Below are 18,140 nucleotides of genomic sequence, written 5' to 3'. Positions count from 1 at the left end.
GACGGGTGGCGGTTCCTTGTGCTCCGCAGGCGGAGCATTCAATGCAATAAGGCTTATAATCTGCACAGTATAAACTGTCTGGCCGGGAAAAACCGGACTCCGTTGCCGCAGACGTTAACAGAAAGGGACAGGACGATGAGCAAACAGGCGATTTTGGCGAATTACCCCGACGCGGCGCGCTGGGCGTTCGGCGACGGCCCCGCGTTAGCCGACGAACTGCTGGGATTGGTGCTGAGCGGGGATAAAACCGCCACCTGCAGTTCCTATGCGAGCTATCGTCGGGAACAAACCCCGAGGATCGGCGATTACAGCATCGTTCTTGATGGCCGCGGCGAACCGGCCTGCGTGATCAGGACCCTGGCGCTGCGCCTGGTGCGCTACGACCAGGTGACCGCCGAGATGGCGGCCAAAGAGGGCGAAGGCGACAAAAGCCTGGCATTTTGGCTCGAGGGGCATCAGGCATTCTTTACCCGCGAGGGGAGCTTTGCGCCGGACATGTGGCTGGTATTCGAAGAATTCGAACGGGTTGAAACGCTGTGAATCACAAGGAGAAAGGATGAGCTGCATTTTTTGCGACATCGTGGCGGGCAAGGCGCCGTGCCATAAAATCTGGGAAGACGACGACCATCTGGCGTTCCTGTCCATCTTTCCCAACACCGACGGTTTCAGCGTGGTGATCCCCAAGGCACACCACCCGAGCTACGCCTTTGACCTGCCGGACGAGGTATTGAGCGCGTTGATGCTGGCGACCAAGCGGGTGGCGAAGCAGCTGGATCGCGCGTTCGACGACGTCGGCCGCTGCGGCATGGTGTTCGAAGGTTACGGCGTCGACCACGTGCACGCCAAACTGATCCCGCTGCACGGCACCGCGTCGCTGGAGCAGTGGCGGCCGATCGAATCGACCTCGCCGAAGTTTTTCGCGCGTTACGAGGGCTATATCTCCTCCCACGACGCCGCGCGCGCCGACGACGAGCAGCTGGCGGCGCTGGCCGCCCGCATCCGCCAAAGCGCCGTTTAAGGCACCAACGATCAACGCCGGGCATTGATTTTCCTGTTGTCTGGCTCCATGTTAGAGATTCATACGCATTTTAAGGCTCGCCCCACGGCGGGCCCCAACGCTAATCAGGACTGCCCTATGACAAATCCGTTGCTGACCCCGTTTTCCCTGCCGCCGTTCTCGGCGATCCGCCCTGAAGATATCGTGCCTGCGGTGCAATCCGCGCTGGCGGACTGCCGCGCCGCGGTAGAGCGCGTGGTTGCGCAGCCGGGGCCGTTCACTTGGGACAATCTGTGTCAGCCGCTGGCGGAGTCGGACGATCGGCTGTCGCGCATCTGGTCGCCGATCGGGCACCTGAACTCGGTGAAAAACAGCCCGGAGCTGCGCGCCGCCTATGAGCAGGCGCTGCCGCTGCTGTCCGAGTACGGCACCTGGGTCGGCCAGCACGAAGGGCTGTACCAGGCCTACCGCAGCCTGAAAGAGGGCGCGGCGTTTGAGGCGCTGAGCGTGCCGCAGCGCAAGGCGGTGGACAACGCGCTGCGCGATTTCGAACTGTCGGGCATCGGCCTGTCGGCGGATAAACAGCAGCGCTACGGCGAGATCGTCGCGCGCCTGTCCGAACTGGGTTCCACCTACAGCAACAACGTGCTCGACGCCACCATGGGCTGGAGCAAACTGATTACCGACGAAGCCGAGCTGAGCGGCCTGCCGGAGAGCGCCCTGGCGCAGGCACAGGCGATGGCGCAGGCCAAAGAGCAGGACGGTTGGTTGCTGACGCTGGACATGCCGAGCTACCTGCCGGTGCTGACCTACGCCGACAACCGCGCGCTGCGCGAAGAGATGTACCGCGCCTTCGCCACCCGCGCCTCCGATCAGGGGCCGAACGCCGGCAAATGGGACAACAGCGAAGTGATGGCGGAAACGCTGGCGCTGCGCCACGAGCTGGCTCAGCTGCTGGGCTTCGACACCTACGCCGACAAGTCGCTGGCGACCAAAATGGCGGAGAGCCCGGAGCAGGTGATCGGCTTCCTGAGCGATCTGGCCAAGCGCGCCCGCCCGCAGGCCGAGCAAGAGCTGGCGCAGCTGCGCGCCTTCGCCAAACAGCACTATGACGTGGACGAGCTCGAAGCCTGGGACATCACCTATTACGGCGAAAAACAGAAGCAGCACCTGTTCTCCATCAGCGACGAGCAGCTGCGCCCGTACTTCCCGGAGCAGCGGGTGGTGGAAGGGCTGTTCGAAGTGGTGAAACGCATCTACGGCATCACCGCCAAAGAGCGTAAAGACGTGGAGACTTGGCATCCGGACGTGCGCTTCTTCGATCTGTTCGCCGCCGACGGCGAGCTGCGCGGCAGCTTCTACCTCGATTTGTACGCCCGCGAAAACAAACGCGGCGGCGCCTGGATGGACGACTGCGTCGGCAGCCTGCGCAAGGCCGACGGCACGCTGCAAAAGCCGGTCGCTTACCTGACCTGCAACTTCAACCGCCCGCTGGGCGACCAGCCGGCGCTGTTCACCCATAACGAAGTGACCACGCTGTTCCACGAGTTCGGCCACGGTCTGCACCACATGCTGACGCAGATCGATACCGCCGGCGTCTCCGGCATCAACGGGGTGCCGTGGGATGCGGTCGAGCTGCCGAGCCAGTTTATGGAAAACTGGTGCTGGGAGCCGGAAGCGCTGGCGTTTGTCTCCGGCCATTACCAGAGCGGCGAGCCGCTGCCGAAGGCCATGCTCGACAAGCTGCTGGCGGCCAAGAATTACCAGGCGGCGCTGTTCATCCTGCGCCAGCTGGAGTTCGGCCTGTTCGATTTCCGCATGCACTTCGAATACAGCCCGGAAAAAGGGGCGCAGATCCTGCCGACGCTGGCGGAAGTGAAGAAAATGGTGGCGGTGGTGCCTTCGCCAAGCTGGGGCCGCTTCCCGCACGCCTTCAGCCACATCTTCGCCGGCGGCTATGCGGCGGGTTACTACAGCTACCTGTGGGCGGAAGTGCTGTCGGCCGACGCCTACTCGCGCTTCGAAGAAGAGGGGATCTTCAACGCCGAAACCGGCAAATCCTTCCTCGACAACATCCTGTCGCGCGGCGGTTCAGAAGAGCCGATGGCGCTGTTCAAACGCTTCCGTGGCCGCGAGCCGCAGCTGGATGCTATGCTGCGCCATTACGGCATTAAAGGATAACCCGACACGTGAGCGTGTGTTTATTGTGTGAAGCAGGCGCCGATCCCGGCGCCTTGTCTGTTTTGGCGCAGCGCTGGCGGCTGACGTCCGACGACGACGCGCCGATAGCGCTGGTACTGACCCCGCAGCGGCTGGAGCTGCGCAAGCGCGACGAGCCGAAGCTCGGCGGAATCTACGTCGATTTCGTCTCTGGCACCATGGCGCACCGGCGCCGCTTCGGCGGCGGCCGCGGCGAGGCGGTGGCCAAAGCGGTCGGCATCAAGGGCAGCTATCTGCCGGACGTGGTGGATGCTACCGCCGGGCTGGGGCGCGACGCCTTCGTGCTGGCGGCGCTGGGCTGTCGGGTGCGGATGCTGGAGCGCAATCCGGTGGTGGCGGCGTTGCTGGACGACGGCCTGCAGCGCGGTTATCAGGATGCGGAAATCGGCCCGTGGCTGCGCGAGCGCCTGACGCTGCTGCACGCCTCCAGCCTGACGGCGCTGGCGGATCTCAGCCCGCGCCCCGAAGTGGTGTATCTCGATCCGATGTTCCCGCACAAGCAGAAAAGCGCGCTGGTGAAGAAAGAGATGCGGGTGTTTCAATCGCTGGTGGGCAGCGACGATGACGCCGACGGCCTGCTGGAGCCGGCGCGCCGTTTGGCGACCAAGCGCGTGGTGGTGAAACGCCCGGACTACGCGCCGCCGCTGGCCGACGTGCCGGCGCACGCCGCCACGCTGACCAAAAGCCACCGTTTCGATATCTACATGCCGCTGTAATGTCTGCCGGGCCCGCCGTGTCGGGCCCTCAGTTTTCCTCCCGCAAGCTTTTCCCCACGCCGCCGCCCGGATGCACCGCCAGCAAGGCGTCCTTGTCGTAACCGCTGCGCGCCATCAGGCAGGCGCAGGCGGCGTCGAAGATCGCCAGCACCAGCACAATTGAGGTGGTGGCCAGCATGTTCAGCGGATCTATCTCCTTTTGCACCCCGGTGGCGATCGTCAACTGCGCCGCCTGTGCGATGGCGGAATGCGGGTTTTCCGTCACCGCGATCATCGTCACGCCCTTGGCCTGCAGCGTCGGCAGCAGGCGGGTCAGCTCGTCGGAATTGCCGCCGCGCGAGATCAGGATCAGCAGATCGTCGGCGCGCAGAAAACCCAGATCGCCGTGCGCCGCGCCGGTGGCGTCGAGGTAGACCGCCGGCCGTTCCACGCAGGCCAGCATGTGGGCTATCTTGCGCGCCGCAATCCCCGAGGTGCCGACGCCGGTGACGGCGATTTTACCGCGGCAGTCGGCCAGCAGCGTCAGCAGCCGCTGCCAGGTGCGCGCGTCGAGGCGCTCGCCCAGCTGCGCCAGCTCCTGACTGTAGGTTTGCCAACCTTGCACCGCCTGCCGCCATTCCTGCTGCATCACGCCTCCTCCTGCATCAACCGGCGGTATTTCATGTGGTCGTTGTACAGCTCGTGGAATACCCGGTATTTGCGGTCGTAGTAGCTTTTTATCTGGTTGGTCTGCGGCGTGACCGTCTTGCCGATGCGGCTCATGGCGCTCATCGCCTCCGGCAGGGTGTCGAACACGCCCGCCGCCACGGTGCCCATCATCGCGCCGCCGAGCAGCATCGCTTCGCTCTCCTCCGGCAGCAGCATGGCGCAGCCGGTGGCGTTGGCGTGCTCCTGCACGAAGATCGGGTTCTTGGTGCCGCCGCCGCTGGCCATAATGGTGTCGATGCTGTAGCCGCTGTGGTTCATGGTTTCGATGATGTGGCGGGTGCCGAGCGCGATGGCCTGAATGGTGGCCAGGTAGTGCAGCGCCATGTCCTCCGGTGTGCGCGACAGCTTCAGCCCGGTCAGGATGCCGGTCAGCGTCGGGTTAGCGCGCGGCGAGCGGTTGCCGTGGAAGTACGGCAGCATGTGAATGTCCTGCGTCAGGAAGGCGATATTCTCCGGCTCGCCGGCCATGCGGCGCAGAATGGCGTTCAACACCTCATAGATGGTCTGCCCCTGAGTTTTCGCCTGCGCCAGCAGCTCCGGGTAGCACGGGTGCGACTGGATGACGTGGTCGATCAGCGCGCCGGTGGCGGACTGGCCGCCCTCGTTCAGCCAGTATTCCGGCAGGATCGCCGAGTAATACGGCCCCCAGACGCCGCCGATAAAGCGCGCGGTGCGCGACATCGCCATATGGCCGGTGGAGGTGCCGCCGATCAGCGCGACGCGGCGGTTGAAGTCGGCCACCTCGCCGGAGACGCCGGTGGCGCCCAGCGTGCCGAGGGTGCCGGCGTGGGCGTCGATGATCGACACGCTCACCGCCGTGCCGGCGATCAGCCCCATCTCGCTGGCGGCGCGCTGGGTCAGGCCGTGGCCCAGCGGCTCGCCCATCATTTTGACGTCGCTGCCGATCTTGGCCGCGTCATGTTCCAGCACGTCTTCCAGCCCGATCTGCTGGAAGTAGCTCTTGTCCCAGCGCTGTTCGTGGCCGAGATAGGTCCACTTGCATACCGTCGAACACAGCGAGCGGGTGGCGTCCTGGGTGGCGCGCCAGGTGAGGAAGTCCGGCAGATCGAACAGGTAGCCGGCGTTGGCCCAGGTGGTGGGCATGTGCTGTTTCAGCCACAGCAGTTTCGGCGTCTGCATCTCCGGCGAGATAATGCCGCCGACGAAGTCCAGCACCCGGTGTTTGGTGGCGTTGATGCGCTCGGCCTGGGCGATCGCCCGGTGATCCATCCACACGATGATGTTCTGTTCGGTGCGGCCGGAGGGGCTGACGGTCAGCGGCTTGCCCTCTTTATCCAGCACCACCAGCGAACAGGTGGCGTCGAAGCCCAACCCCTTGACCTGGATCGGGTTGATGTCGGCCTGGTTGACCGCGTCGCGCACCGCATTGCACACCGCCTGCCAGATGTTATCCGACGACTGCTCGACGAAATCCGCCTTCGGCCGGTACAGATCGATGGCCCGGCTGGCCTGGCCGACCATGCGGCCATTGAGATCAAATACGCCCGCGCGCGCGCTTCCGGTGCCCACATCTACGCCAATAAAATAGCTCGCCATTATTTTCTCCTCAGGCTTTTCGATTCTGTAACGCGATAAACAGGATCAGCACGCCGCCCCACAGGGCCATGGTCAGGTAGCTGCTAACCCCCAGCAAATTGAGGCCGCTTTCCAACATTTGCAGCACGATCAGCGCCAGCACCAGCCCCAGAATACGGCCGAAGCCACCGTCCGGGTTAATGCCGCCCAGCACCGAGGCCAGAATGGTCACCAGCAGATAAGATTCGCCGTAGCCGGCCTTGGCCGAGTTGAACTTGGCCATCATCAGCAGGGCGGCGCCCCAGCCGAGCAGCGCCGACAGGATATACACCGCTACCTGCACCCGCGCGGTGTTCACGCCGCTGAAGCGGGTGGCCTGCTCGTTGGAGCCGATCAGGTACAGGCTGCGCCCCAGCGTGGTGTGCTCCAGCAGCAGCCACAGCCCGGCCGCCACCAGCAGGAACAGGATCAGTGCCACCGGCACGCCGAGCACGGCGCCGCTGCCGAGAAATTGAATCGCCGCCGGGAAGCCGGAGATCACCGCGCCGTTGGACAGCAGAATATTCAGGCCGGTGATCAGGGTCATGGTGCCGAGCGAGGCGAGGATGGGCGAGACGCCGATCCAGGCCACCAGCGCGCCGTTGAGCGCGCCGATCGCCACCGCCACCAGCAGGCCGGCCACCAGCGCCAGCGCCAGGAACAGCGGCTGGTCAGGGTGGCTGACGATGATTGCCGCCATCACCAGCGAACAGGCGTTGGCGCCGGCGATAATCGACAGGTTGATGCCGCCGGTCAGCATGGTGATGCCCATGCCGAGCGCCAGCAGGCCGAGGATCGGCAGCTGCGAGGCGATCGACTGGAAGTTGCCGAGGCTGAAGAAGCGCGATCCGAGCAGCCCGGCGAACAGCAGCGCCACCGCGATGATGATCGCGCCCTGCAGGCGAATGATCCGATCGCTTGGGATCAACCGAGTTAACTGCGTCATGTCAGATCTCCTTGAGCAGCTTGCGTTTTTCGTTCCAGGCGGTGGTGCTGATGCTGATCAAAATGATCGCGCCGCTGAACACCTGGTGCCAATAGGCCGAGACGCTGAGCAGCGTCAGCCCGTTTTGCAGGAAGGCCAGCAGCACCACGCCGAGCAGGGTGCCGGTCAACGAGCCGCGGCCGCCGCTCATGCTGGTGCCACCCAGCACCACCGCCGCCAATACCGTCAGCTCGAAGCCGAGCAGCGAGTTGGGGGCCACCGACTGGGTGATCTGCGCCTGCACCACCGCCGCGACGCCGGCCAGAATGCCCATGTAGCCGTAGACGCAAAAATGCAGCCGCAGCAGGTTCAACCCCAGGCGCGACGCCGCGTCGCGGTTGCCGCCCATGGCGTAGATCTGGCGCCCCAGCCGGGTGCGGTTCATCAGCACGCCGGTGACGACGATGGTCGCCAGCAGGCACAGCAGCGGCAGCGTCAGGCCGTAGTCGTAGCCGTCGGCGCCCTGGAACGAGAACCAGTTGATGCCGTTCATGAACCAGTCCGGGAAGCCGTACAGCCAGGTACCGTTGGTGGAGTACACCAGCAGGCCGTAGAACAGGTTGAGGGTGGCGATGGTGATGATGATTGCCGGCACCTTCAGCCAGTACACCAGAAAGCCGTTCACCAGCCCGAGCAGCAGGCCAACGCCAATCGCCAGGGCGAACGCCAGCGGGAAGCTGCCGCCGTGCTGGATCACCCAGCTGGCCATCACGTATTGGGCGATGGCGGTGACCGCCGGGAACGAAATGTCGATGCCGCCGGCGATCAGCACCACGAACAGCCCGCAGGCCAGGATGCCGAGAATGGCGTAGCTGGTGGCGACGTCGGTCAGGTTGCCGAGCGTCAGAAACTCGTCGGTGCCGGCGCTCAGGCCGATCGCCAGCAGCAGCACCAACAGGCCGAGATAAAACTCGTGCCGCCCGGCCAGGCGGGCCAATAATGACTTATCCATTCACCACCTCGGCGATCTGTTGCTCGGTACTCTGGTGCGGCGCAAACTCGGCGATCAGCTCGCCCTTGCGCATCACCATCACCCGATGGCTGTTGTAATAGGCTTCCGGGATCTCGTCGCAGATCATCAGCACCGCCATGCCCAGCTGCGCCAGATCGCGGGCGATCTGGTAGATCCCCTCTTTGTTGGCGATGTCCACGCCGACGGTGGGCGAGTCGAGGATCAGGATCTTCGGCTGGGTCGCCACCCACTTGGCGATGGCGATGCGCTGGGCGTTGCCGCCGGACAGGGTTTTCACCGGCAGCGCGCTGTCGGACACCTTGATGTTCAGATCGCGGATCAGCCGGTTGACCAGCTCGGTCGCTTTGGCGTGATCCAGCAGCCCGAGCGAGGTATGCAGCCGATCGAAGACGGTGACGATGGTGTTGTCGTAGATCGATTGCTCCATGATCAACCCCTGCGTCAGACGATCCTCCGACACATAGCCGATGCCGTGGCGCACCGCTTCGCGGTTGTTGTGCAGCTGCACCGCCTGGCCCTCGATGCGGATCTCGCCGCTGTCCGGCCGCGTCATGCCGAACAGGCTGAGGCACAGTTCGGTGCGGCCGGCGCCGAGCAGGCCGACGATCGAGACGATCTCGCCGCCGCGCAGCGCCAGATTGACGTTGCGGTATTTCTCGCCGCGGCTGAGGTTGCGCACTTCGAGCAGCGGCGCCTGTTCGGCCGGCGGCAGCGGCGGCAGCGGGCTGTAGTGGAAGCGTTGGCCGGTCATCAGGAACGCCAGTTCGTGGCTGTCCAGTTCGCTGGCCGGCCAGGTGCCCACCAGCTTGCCGTCGCGCATCACGCTGATGCGATCGGCGACTTCCATCACTTCATCCAATCTGTGGCTGACGAATACCACGCAGATGCCGGCCGCCTTCAGCTCGTTGACCACCCGCAGCAGGCCGTCGACCTCCTGGCGGGTCAGCGAGGCGGTCGGTTCGTCCATGATAACCAACCGCGCCTCGGCGGCGATGGCGCGGCAAATCGCCACCAGCTGCCGATCGGCGATCGACAGTTTTTCCACCTTTTTATCGGGATCGATGCGTACGCCGACCCGCGCCATGGCGTCGAGCGCCGTCTGGCGCATCACCCGCTTGCGTACCCAGAAATGGCCGCCGGGCAGGTAACGGTGGATGGCGATGTTCTCCGCCACCGTCAGGTTGGGGAACAGCGACAGGTCCTGGTAGATAACCTGTATGCCGTAATAACCGGACAGCTGCGGCGTCAGGGCGTGGAAGAGTTTGCCTTCAAGCGAAATGTTGGCGCCTTTTTCCGGCTGATAGACGCCGGAGATGATTTTAATGATGGTGCTTTTGCCGCAGCCGTTTTGCCCGGCCAGGCAGTGCACTTCGCCAATATTGAGCGTCAGGTTGATCTGGTCTAATGCCAGCACGCCTGGGAATCGCTTGCTGATATTCTCCAGGGTGATAAATGCGGGGGAGGCTGTCATAACGTTAACCTGTGCTTGCGTAGCGGCCGAAGCCCTGGGCGCAGCAAGCTGCGCCCCTACGAGGGTTTAACTACTTTCCCGGTGTGGCGAAATTACGCGAAAAATCAGAATCCAAGCGATTGGGCGTTGTCTTTGGTGACTTCCAAAATCTTATTAAACCGAATCACTTTGTGTTCCATGTCGACGTCGGCCTTGCCGAGGCCCTCGATCGCCAGATCCTTGTTCACTTCCTTGCCCTGCAGCAGCTGGTCGGCCACCGTCACCAGCGCATAGCCGGCGTCTTTCGGATCCCACAGCAGCGCTTTTTTGATGTCGCCGCGCATCAGGTAAGGGGCGGCCTGCGCCGGCATGGCGATGCCCACCACCGCGATTTTGTCCTTGGCGCGTTTCTTGGCCACCGCCTGGCCGGCGCCGATCGGGCCGAGCGAGCCGAAGCCGATGATGCCCTTCATCTGCGGATAGGTTTTCATCAGATCCAGCGTGGTGGCGTAGGATTTGTCGATGCTTTCCGCCACCGGCAAGCGCGAGGTGACTTCAAACATGTCCGGGTATTTTTCTTTCTGGTATTTGATGGCGGAATCGGCCCAGGCGTTGTGCAGCGGCACGGTCAGCGAGCCGACGTAGATCGCATAGCCGCCTTTGCCGCCCATGTCTTTCGCCAGCTCATCGACGTTGGCCTGCGCATATTTCTCGCTGTCGATGGTCTCGATGTCCCACTGGCCGATCTGCTGGTCCGGGGATTCATGGGTCAGCACCACGATGCCTTTGTCGCGCGCTTTTTTCAGCACCGGCTCCAGCACCTTGGCGTCGTTCGGCACCACGATGATGGCGTTGACGTTCTTGGCGATCAGATCCTCAATTACCTTGACCTGCGCGGCCGGATCCGGGGTAGAAGGGCCGGTCTGGTAGGCGTTGACGTCGAGTTTTTTTGCCGCTTCGTTGACGCCCACTTCCATGCGGTTGAACCACGGAATGCCGGTCACTTTGGCGACCACGGCAATCTCATATTTATCAGCGGCGAACACAGGTGTTGTCGATAACATGCACGCAGAAACCACACATGCATTTAATAATGCGAGGTTAAATTTCATTAGCTGTACCTTTTTTTATCTGTAGGGGTGGCGGTTTTTCCACCGCTGCAGATTACAAAGGAATGGAAGAGGGGGCGTAGCTGAAGTTAACGAAATGTGATCTGCGCACAGTTAAGTAAAATAATGGCGTATTTAGTGTTAAATAAATGTTTAATTATTTTGTGGTGGTAAATTTACTACCGATTAAGAAGCGATAAATAACTTCTTGTTAACTTTTATTTAACCAATTGGCATCATTTGGATGGTGAGAAAGCATAAAAAAATGCCGGCGCAGAGGCCGGCATTGAAGCATTTAATCGATGTGTGAACAAGATCACCTTTAAGGCGGATTACAGCACGCCCTGCGCCAGCATGGCGTCCGCGACCTTGACGAAACCGGCGATATTCGCGCCGTGTACGTAGTGGGTTTGCTTGCCTTCGCCGCCGTATTCCACGCAGGCGTGGTGAATATCGGCCATGATATGTTGTAAACGTACATCCACTTTCTCTGCCCGCCAGCCGATGCGCGCGGCGTTTTGCGCCATCTCCAGCCCCGAGGTGGCCACGCCGCCGGCGTTAGCCGCCTTGCCCGGCGCGAACAGCACGCCGGCGTCGAGGAAGGCGTCGGTGGCCTGGATGGTGGTCGGCATGTTGGCGCCTTCCGCTACCGCCTTCACCCCGTTGCGGATCAGCGTCTGCGCCGCCTCGAGATCCAGTTCGTTCTGGGTGGCGCACGGCAGGGCGATATCCACCGGCACGTTCCACGGCTGCTGGCCGGCCAGATAGGTCAGGCCGCGTTCGCGGGCATAGTCCGCCACCCGGCCGTAGCGTTGGTTTTTGATCTCCGCCAGGTGCGCCAGCTTCTCGGTGGTGAAGCCGTCCTCGTCCACCAGGGTGCCGCCGGAATCCGACACAGTGATCACGCGCGCATCCAGCTCCAGCGCTTTCTCGATGGTGTACTGCGCCACATTGCCGGAGCCGGACACCGCCACCCGCATGCCTTCAAAGCCCAGGCCGTGGCGCTGCAGCATGGCGTCGGTGAAGTACACCAGGCCGTAGCCGGTCGCCTCGGGGCGGATCAGGCTGCCGCCGAAGGAGAGACCCTTGCCGGTAAACACGCAGGCGGTGTTGTTGGACAGTTTCTTCATCATGCCGGCCATAAAGCCGACTTCACGGCCGCCGACGCCGATGTCGCCGGCCGGCACGTCGGTGTCCGGCCCCAGATGGCGATACAGCTCGGTCATCAGCGCCTGGCAGAAGCGCATGATCTCGCCCTGGCTTTTGCCCTTGGGATCGAAATCGGAGCCGCCTTTGCCGCCGCCCATCGGCAGGGTGGTCAACGCGTTCTTGAAGGTCTGCTCAAAACCGAGGAATTTCAGGATCGACAGGTTTACCGACGGATGGAAGCGCATGCCGCCCTTGTAGGGGCCGATGGCCGAGTTGAACTGCACGCGGAAGGCGCGGTTGACCTGCACCTGGCCGCGATCGTCCACCCAGCTGACGCGGAATTGGATAACGCGCTCAGGCTCCACCAGGCGCTCCAGCAGGGCCTGTTCGCGATAGCGCGGGTTGCGTTCGATAAACGGCCACAGCGAGGTGAACACTTCGCGCACCGCCTGCAGATATTCCGGCTGGTGGGGGTTATGGCGCTGTAACGAGGACAGGAAAGACTCTACCGATACGGCATATTCCATGGATAACTCCTTTTAGCATTAAGTTTTCCCCCGCTATTTCTTATAGATATGGGTATAGGCGATGCCCGGGGGAGGATGTTGTGTCTTTAGCGACTATATCATCGGAGGGCGGTTGATTATCAAGCGATTAATCGGCGTGGCGGCATGAAAAACGCCCGCAGGGCGCGGGCGTTGGGCAGTTAAGTTAGCAAGTGCTTACTTTATTCGTCTTCTTCATCGCGCAGCGGCACGATCAGCATATCGATGTGCACGGTATTGATCAGCTGGCGAGCGGAAGACATCAGCTTGCTCCAGAAATCCTGGTGGTGGCCGCACAGTACCAGATCCATGTCATATTTCTTGATGGCATCGACCAATACCTGCGCCAGATCGCCGCTGCCGCTCAGGGTCTCGGTGATCGGGTAGCCGGCGTTTTGCGACAGCTCGGTCAGCGCCTGATGGGTTTCCTCGGAGATGCGTTTTTGCATGTCGCCGAGATTGACGTCGATCAGGCCGGTATAGAGGTCGGAATAGTTGACATCGACGTGGATCAGAGAAACTTTAGCGTTGTACGGCCGCGCCATCGAGACGGCTTTTTCTACCAGGATCTTGCTTTCCGGGGATAGGTCCACCGCGATCAGTATGTGTTTGTAAGCCATAAGAATACTCCTTCCATAAACATGCCGATTAAAAGGGTTAGCAGGCGTTCCGTTTACCCGCCTTGCGCTTTTGGTTCCATAGTATCATTCGGATAACGCAATGATATGTTGGGGCGATCACACTGCGCCGCATCGAAAATCTCTCCGCCCGATACCTTTCGTTGTACACCCGCGCGGCGTAAAAGCCTATTGATTATGCGGATGCTGCCGGTCTGACCGCTTGAATTATAAGCGTTATTAAACAAAGTATAGCGCTAAATGCGCAATCAGCGCTCCAGATGCGGCTGCAGCAGGCTTTCAAACCACTCGTGAAACACCGCCAGGCGGCGTGAGCGCTGGCGACGATGGGGATAGATCAGGGCGATCGGCATGGAGGCGGCGCGGTAAGCGGGCAGGACTTCCACCAGTTCACCGGCGTCGAGCAGGTGTTGCACGTCGTAGCGCGGGATTTGCATCAGCCCCAGCCCGGCGCGGCAGCAGGCGATATAGCTCTCGGCGTTGTTGACCACCACCCGGCTGGGCAGTTCGAGCCGCTGGGTGTGGCCGCCTTCGGTCAGGTATTCCCAAGGGGATTCGCGGCCGGTTTTGGGCGAGGCGTAACCGATGTGCCAGTGGCCGGTGACGAGATCTGCGGGGTGAGTGGGATGCCCGTATTCGCTCAGGTAGGCGGGGCTGGCGCAGTTGATCAGCGCGATATGGCCGAGCGGGCGCATCACCAGGCTGCTGTCGTGCAGATCGCCGACGCGCACCGCGCAGTCGACCCCTTCCTGCACCAGATCGATGGCGCGATCGGCGGAGCCGAGCACCAGCTGCAGGTGGGGATGGCGCCGCAGCAGGCTGGGCAGCGCCGGCGCGATCAGCCGGCGGGCGATGCGGCTCGGCACGTCGACGCTGAGCCGCCCGGAGGCCTGGCGCTGGCTGGCCTGAAACGACTGATCGATATCCTCCACCTCGGCCAGCAGCGGGCGCAGCCGCTCGAGCAGCTGTTCGCCGTCGGCGGTCAGCCGCACCTGCCGCGTGGTGCGGTGCAGCAGGCGCACGCCCAGCTGCGTTTCCAGCTGTTGCACGGCGGCGGACACCGAGGCGCGCGGCACCTCCAGCACATGGGCTGCGCGGATAAAGCTGCCCATCTCCGCCACCTGCACGAATACGCGGTATTGATTGAATCTGTCCATCGATGCGCCCGTTATTGTCCTTATTATTGATTATTGCCGCTTAAAGCATTCTGCGGCGTTATCCGGCAAACCCTCCTTGCTCCAGGAAGGCTTGCTCCTGCGTGGTAGTATCGCGCAACAGCAGCTGATTGCGATGTGGGAAACGACCGAAACGGCGGATGATATCGCGGTGTCCCTCGGCGTGCGCGCGTTCAGCCGGCCCCAGTTGAGCGTTTAGCGCCACGGAAAGATCCTGATCGGCGAGATTTTCCGAGTGGGCGAACGGCAGGCAAAAAAACAGGCGCAGCGAAGGCTCGACGGCCTGCATGTAGTTCGCCGCAATGGCGATGCGGGCGAAGCGGCGCGCCAGCGGATCGGTGGCGTACATGTGGGCGGTGTTGCGAAAAGCGTTGCGCGGAAATTGGTCGAGCAGGATCATCAGCGCCAGCGCGCTTTCCGGCGTCTTAAGCCAGTCGTCGCGTTCACGCCGGGCCGCCGCCAGATGCAGGCCCAAAAAGCGCGCGCGAAAGCGTTGGTCGAAGTGCGGATCCTGCCGGAACCATTGCTCTGCGCCGGCGTCTCGCCAAAACCGCACCACCTCATCGGCCGTTTGATTATCGGCCGCGAGCGCATCGCTGCGCCGGCGGAAAAGGGTCGGCATGCCCGTCATTCCTTCTTCGCCTTGGTCGGCGCATTGCCCAAAATCATCGATGTACCGGCGTAAATGCCGCCGGACACCTCCATCGCCAACCGTTCGGCATCCTTGCGCCGCAGCTCGGCCATCAAATCCGCCGCGGTTTCCGGATCGGAGCCCAACGCCAACATAGCTTCATGCCCGAAAGACATGGCGGACTCTAAGGTGACGCGAATTTGGTAATCCACATTGGCCTTGATCAGCGCGATGGCATGTTCGCGGTCATGAGCGCGAGCCAGCACGCGGGCCTGCGGGAAGTGGGTTTTGGCGTGTTCGACAATCTGCGTGGCGGCTTGCGGATCGTCAATGCAGACCAAGATGGCGCGGGCGTGGCCGGCGCCCGCCGCATGCAGCACATCCATGCGCGCACCGTCGCCATAGTAAACTTTGAAGCCGAAGTCTTGCGCGTCGCGGGCAACCTGGGGTTCGCGGTCGATAATGGTGATATCGGCGCCCATCGCCAAAACGTGCTGGCTGACGATCTGACCAAAACGGCCGAACCCGACGATCAGCACGCTGTTGGTCAAGCCGGTGGGCTGTTCCGTGCCGTCCAACGAGGCGTCGGACGAGGCGCGCAGGCGTTGGTGGATCAACACCGCCAGCGGTGTCAAAGCCATCGACAGCACCACGACGGCGGTCATGTTGGCGTTGGCTTCCGCAGGCAGCACCTGATTGGCCAGCGCAGCGGCGAACAGCACAAACGCAAATTCTCCCCCTTGCGCCATGAGTACGGCGCGGTCGAGAGCATCACCGTGCGAGCTTTTCGTCAACCGGGCCACGCAGTAAATACACAGGCCTTTGATGAACATCATCGCCAGCACGCCGCTGACGATCAGCGGCCAGTTGCGCGCCACCACGGCCAGATCGAGAGACATACCGACGCCGAGGAAGAACAGCCCCAAAAGCAGACCGCGAAAGGGCTCGATGTCGGCTTCGAGCTGATGGCGGAACGTCGATTCCGACAGCAGCACGCCGGCCAAAAAGGCGCCCATGGCCATGGAGAGGCCACCCAGCTGCATCAGCAAAGCGGCGCCGAGCACCACCAGCAGCGCGGCTGCGGTCATCACTTCGCGCGCTTTGGCGTGCGCCAGAATGCGAAACAGCGGGTTCAGCAGCCAGATGCCGGCCGCCACCAGCGCGGCCAGCGCACCGGCGGCGATGGCGATGCCGCCCCAGGCGGAACCGGATACCGGCGTCGATGAACCGGCCGGCGCGATGAACGCCACCAGCGCCAGCAGCGGGACAATCATCAGATCTTCAAACAGCAATACGGCGACGATTTTCTGACCGCGCGGGCTGGCGATGTCGCCGCGTTCGCCCAACAGTTGCATGACGATGGCGGTAGACGTCAGCACGAATCCCATGCCGCAGATGAAGGAGATGGCCAATGAAAAGCCGAAGGCCATGCCGATGGCGGTGAGCAGCAGCCCGCAGCTCAATACCTGCAGGCTGCCCAGGCCGAAAATATCGCGCCGCATGTTCCACAGATGAGAAGGCCGCATCTCCAGGCCGATGATGAAGAGAAACATCACCACCCCAAGCTCGGCGGTGTGCAGGATGGTCTGCGCATCGTTGAACAAACCAAAGCCGAACGGCCCAATCGCCAAACCGGCTGCCAGATAACCCAGCACCGAGCCCAGCCCCAAGCGCTTGAACAGCGGCACGGCCACCACGGCGGCGCCCAGTAGCGTCACCACGTTGAGCAGGTCGCCGGCGCTTTCAGACATGGGCGAGGCGCCAGAATACGAACGCGGCGATGGCGGCGGGGATCGCGAACACCAGCAGCAGGATCGGCAACTCCGCCCGCAGGCTGTAGCCCGCGTGGGCGACGCCCACCCACATATTGACCGCCGCGATCAGCAACCAGGCCGGGACGAAAATTTTTGCCGCCAGCGCCATGCCCGCCGCACTGGCGCCCCAGAGCCAGCCGAACAGCACAAACAATCCCAGGAGAACCACGCCTCCGCCAATGACCATTAGCATGTGCATTGCAATATCCTCTACGCTGCGCCTCCTGGCGGGGGCGGACGCCAGACGCGCGCCCCCCATGCGGCGTTACTTGGTAGTATAGCCGCCGTTGATCAGGATAGTTTGGCCGGTAACCCACCAGCCGTCGCTGACCAGGTGGCGGATGAACGGCACCACGTCTTCGATATCGGTGAGGCCGGTTTTGCTGAACGGCGACAGCGCCGCCGCGCTTTGGTGATACGCCACCGCATCGGCGCCTTCGGCCGGATAGAAGAACGGGGTGTCCATCGGGCCGGGGCCGACCGCCGTCACGGAGATGCCGCGCTCGCCGAACTCCTTGGCGGCGGCGCGGGTGAAGTGCTCCACCGGCGCCTTGGTGCCGGCGTAAGCGGCATAGAACGGCGTGAAGGCGCCGAGCAGCGAGGTGACCAGCGTGCAGATTTTACCGTTGTCGTTGAGGTGTTTGCCCGCCTCTTTCAGGAAGAAGAACGCGGTTTTGGCGTTGACCGCGGTCATCTCGTCGTACTCGGCCTCGCTGATGTCGATCATCGGCTTTTTCAGCACTTTGCCGACGGTATTGATGGCGATATCCGGCTTGCCGACGGCGGCGACCGCATCGGCGAACAGCTTCTCGACCGCGCCCGCGGTGGTCAAATCGGCCTGCAGCGCGACGCCTTGCGCCCCGGCGGCCTGGATGGCGGCGACGGTCTTATCCGCTTCGGCTTTGGAGGCGGCGCTGTTGTAGTGGATCACTACCGCTTTGGCGCCTTGTTCAGCCAAATCGCGCGCGATAAGCCCGCCGAGATTTTTGGCGCCGCCGGCGATCAGGACGGTTTTTCCCTTGATTGAATGGTTTGCCATAACAGTTTCCTTGGATGAGCGTAACGGAAACCTGAGTCTAGCCAGCGTGGGGGGAAAGATCAGCGGCGTGGGGCGGGATAGACTATCCAGGAAAAACGACTAATTGCAGACGAACGGTTATCACTTATAACGCCCCGGCGGGGGCGTTTCGGCGCGTGGCGGTAAATTTTATCCACTGATCAGGCCAGTTTGCGTTTCATTAACCTACAATGATGAATATGGGCCTCACCATTTCCCCTCTGAGTGGAATCACGCCGTGCAAATCTCTCTGTGCGGTGCGGTAACGTCTCTGGAGGCGGTGGGTTATGGGCATGGCCCGTGCAGGCAAAAAGGGGATGAGAGCGGTAAGCTCCAGCAGAGTATCGGGTAATGAGGTAGGGCGGTTGGACCCGGCGGATGGCCGCGGATAACAACGC

Annotated in this window: 17 protein-coding genes; 4 read left to right on the top strand and 13 right to left on the bottom strand. The window is 62.5% G+C overall.

The features are described from left to right. The first annotated feature begins 135 nt into the window (after nt 1-135). The 4 genes from ACJ8HH_RS21395 to rsmJ all read left to right on the top strand — a co-directional run bounded on the left by ACJ8HH_RS21395 (nt 136) and on the right by rsmJ (nt 3,933). Nucleotides 136-540, top strand: a complete 405-nt coding sequence (locus ACJ8HH_RS21395; RefSeq protein ID WP_060452075.1) for an ASCH domain-containing protein — start codon at nt 136-138, stop codon at nt 538-540. Between the two features lie 16 nt (nt 541-556). Continuing rightward, on the top strand, nt 557-1,018 hold the full coding sequence (locus ACJ8HH_RS21390; protein WP_033654482.1) for an HIT family protein: 462 nt from the start codon (nt 557-559) through the stop codon (nt 1,016-1,018). Between the two features lie 117 nt (nt 1,019-1,135). Continuing rightward, entirely contained in the window at nt 1,136-3,178 is a 2,043-nt protein-coding gene (prlC, locus tag ACJ8HH_RS21385; protein WP_060437069.1) for an oligopeptidase A, read from the top strand. 8 nt (nt 3,179-3,186) lie between these two features. Continuing rightward, the gene (gene rsmJ, locus ACJ8HH_RS21380; protein ID WP_060452076.1) at nt 3,187-3,933 is read left to right on the top strand and encodes a 16S rRNA (guanine(1516)-N(2))-methyltransferase RsmJ; all 747 of its coding nucleotides are present in this window, start codon (nt 3,187-3,189) and stop codon (nt 3,931-3,933) included. A 28-nt stretch (nt 3,934-3,961) separates the two neighbouring features. On the opposite strand, the gene ACJ8HH_RS21375 is transcribed toward rsmJ, so the two are convergent. From ACJ8HH_RS21375 to ACJ8HH_RS21315, 13 genes are all read right to left on the bottom strand, one after another. Beyond that, entirely contained in the window at nt 3,962-4,561 is a 600-nt protein-coding gene (locus tag ACJ8HH_RS21375) for a KpsF/GutQ family sugar-phosphate isomerase (protein ID WP_039569018.1), read from the bottom strand. Continuing rightward, nucleotides 4,561-6,198 carry an FGGY-family carbohydrate kinase gene (locus ACJ8HH_RS21370; RefSeq protein WP_038873847.1) on the bottom strand — a complete coding sequence of 546 codons (1,638 nt, stop codon included), beginning with the start codon at nt 6,196-6,198 and terminating at the stop codon, nt 4,561-4,563. The genes ACJ8HH_RS21375 and ACJ8HH_RS21370 overlap by 1 nt, the downstream gene beginning before the upstream one ends. Nucleotides 6,199-6,208: 10 nt before the next feature. Beyond that, a complete protein-coding gene (locus ACJ8HH_RS21365; RefSeq protein WP_060452077.1) occupies nt 6,209-7,162 on the bottom strand; it encodes an ABC transporter permease in 954 nt (317 codons plus the stop codon). 1 nt (nt 7,163) lies between these two features. Beyond that, complete coding sequence (locus ACJ8HH_RS21360) at nt 7,164-8,153, bottom strand: ABC transporter permease (RefSeq protein WP_049213714.1); 990 nt, start codon at nt 8,151-8,153, stop codon at nt 7,164-7,166. Further along, nucleotides 8,146-9,645, bottom strand: coding sequence for a sugar ABC transporter ATP-binding protein (locus tag ACJ8HH_RS21355; RefSeq protein ID WP_033654478.1), 1,500 nt, complete (start codon nt 9,643-9,645; stop codon nt 8,146-8,148). Before ACJ8HH_RS21355 ends, ACJ8HH_RS21360 begins: the two co-directional genes overlap by 8 nt. Before the next feature lie 104 nt (nt 9,646-9,749). Next, the gene (locus ACJ8HH_RS21350; protein ID WP_033649381.1) at nt 9,750-10,736 is read right to left on the bottom strand and encodes an autoinducer 2 ABC transporter substrate-binding protein; all 987 of its coding nucleotides are present in this window, start codon (nt 10,734-10,736) and stop codon (nt 9,750-9,752) included. A 329-nt stretch (nt 10,737-11,065) separates the two neighbouring features. Continuing rightward, entirely contained in the window at nt 11,066-12,409 is a 1,344-nt protein-coding gene (gdhA, locus tag ACJ8HH_RS21345; RefSeq protein WP_033649380.1) for an NADP-specific glutamate dehydrogenase, read from the bottom strand. A 200-nt stretch (nt 12,410-12,609) separates the two neighbouring features. Beyond that, the gene (gene uspA, locus ACJ8HH_RS21340) at nt 12,610-13,047 is read right to left on the bottom strand and encodes a universal stress protein UspA (RefSeq protein ID WP_004930988.1); all 438 of its coding nucleotides are present in this window, start codon (nt 13,045-13,047) and stop codon (nt 12,610-12,612) included. A gap of 266 nt (nt 13,048-13,313) precedes the next feature. Beyond that, a complete protein-coding gene (locus ACJ8HH_RS21335) occupies nt 13,314-14,222 on the bottom strand; it encodes a LysR family transcriptional regulator (RefSeq protein WP_060452078.1) in 909 nt (302 codons plus the stop codon). A gap of 58 nt (nt 14,223-14,280) precedes the next feature. Then, entirely contained in the window at nt 14,281-14,862 is a 582-nt protein-coding gene (locus ACJ8HH_RS21330; RefSeq protein ID WP_050498749.1) for a DUF924 family protein, read from the bottom strand. Between the two features lie 5 nt (nt 14,863-14,867). Next, complete coding sequence (locus ACJ8HH_RS21325; RefSeq protein WP_043148360.1) at nt 14,868-16,622, bottom strand: monovalent cation:proton antiporter-2 (CPA2) family protein; 1,755 nt, start codon at nt 16,620-16,622, stop codon at nt 14,868-14,870. Continuing rightward, a complete protein-coding gene (locus ACJ8HH_RS21320; protein WP_223182202.1) occupies nt 16,615-16,878 on the bottom strand; it encodes a hypothetical protein in 264 nt (87 codons plus the stop codon). Before ACJ8HH_RS21320 ends, ACJ8HH_RS21325 begins: the two co-directional genes overlap by 8 nt. Nucleotides 16,879-16,950: 72 nt before the next feature. Continuing rightward, complete coding sequence (locus ACJ8HH_RS21315; RefSeq protein ID WP_043148361.1) at nt 16,951-17,724, bottom strand: SDR family oxidoreductase; 774 nt, start codon at nt 17,722-17,724, stop codon at nt 16,951-16,953. Nucleotides 17,725-18,140 lie beyond the last annotated feature (416 nt).

Source organism: Serratia sp. CY32780, from assembly GCF_052169135.1.
Lineage (GTDB): Bacteria > Pseudomonadota > Gammaproteobacteria > Enterobacterales > Enterobacteriaceae > Serratia > Serratia sarumanii.
This window is presented reverse-complemented; position numbering and strand designations above follow the sequence as displayed.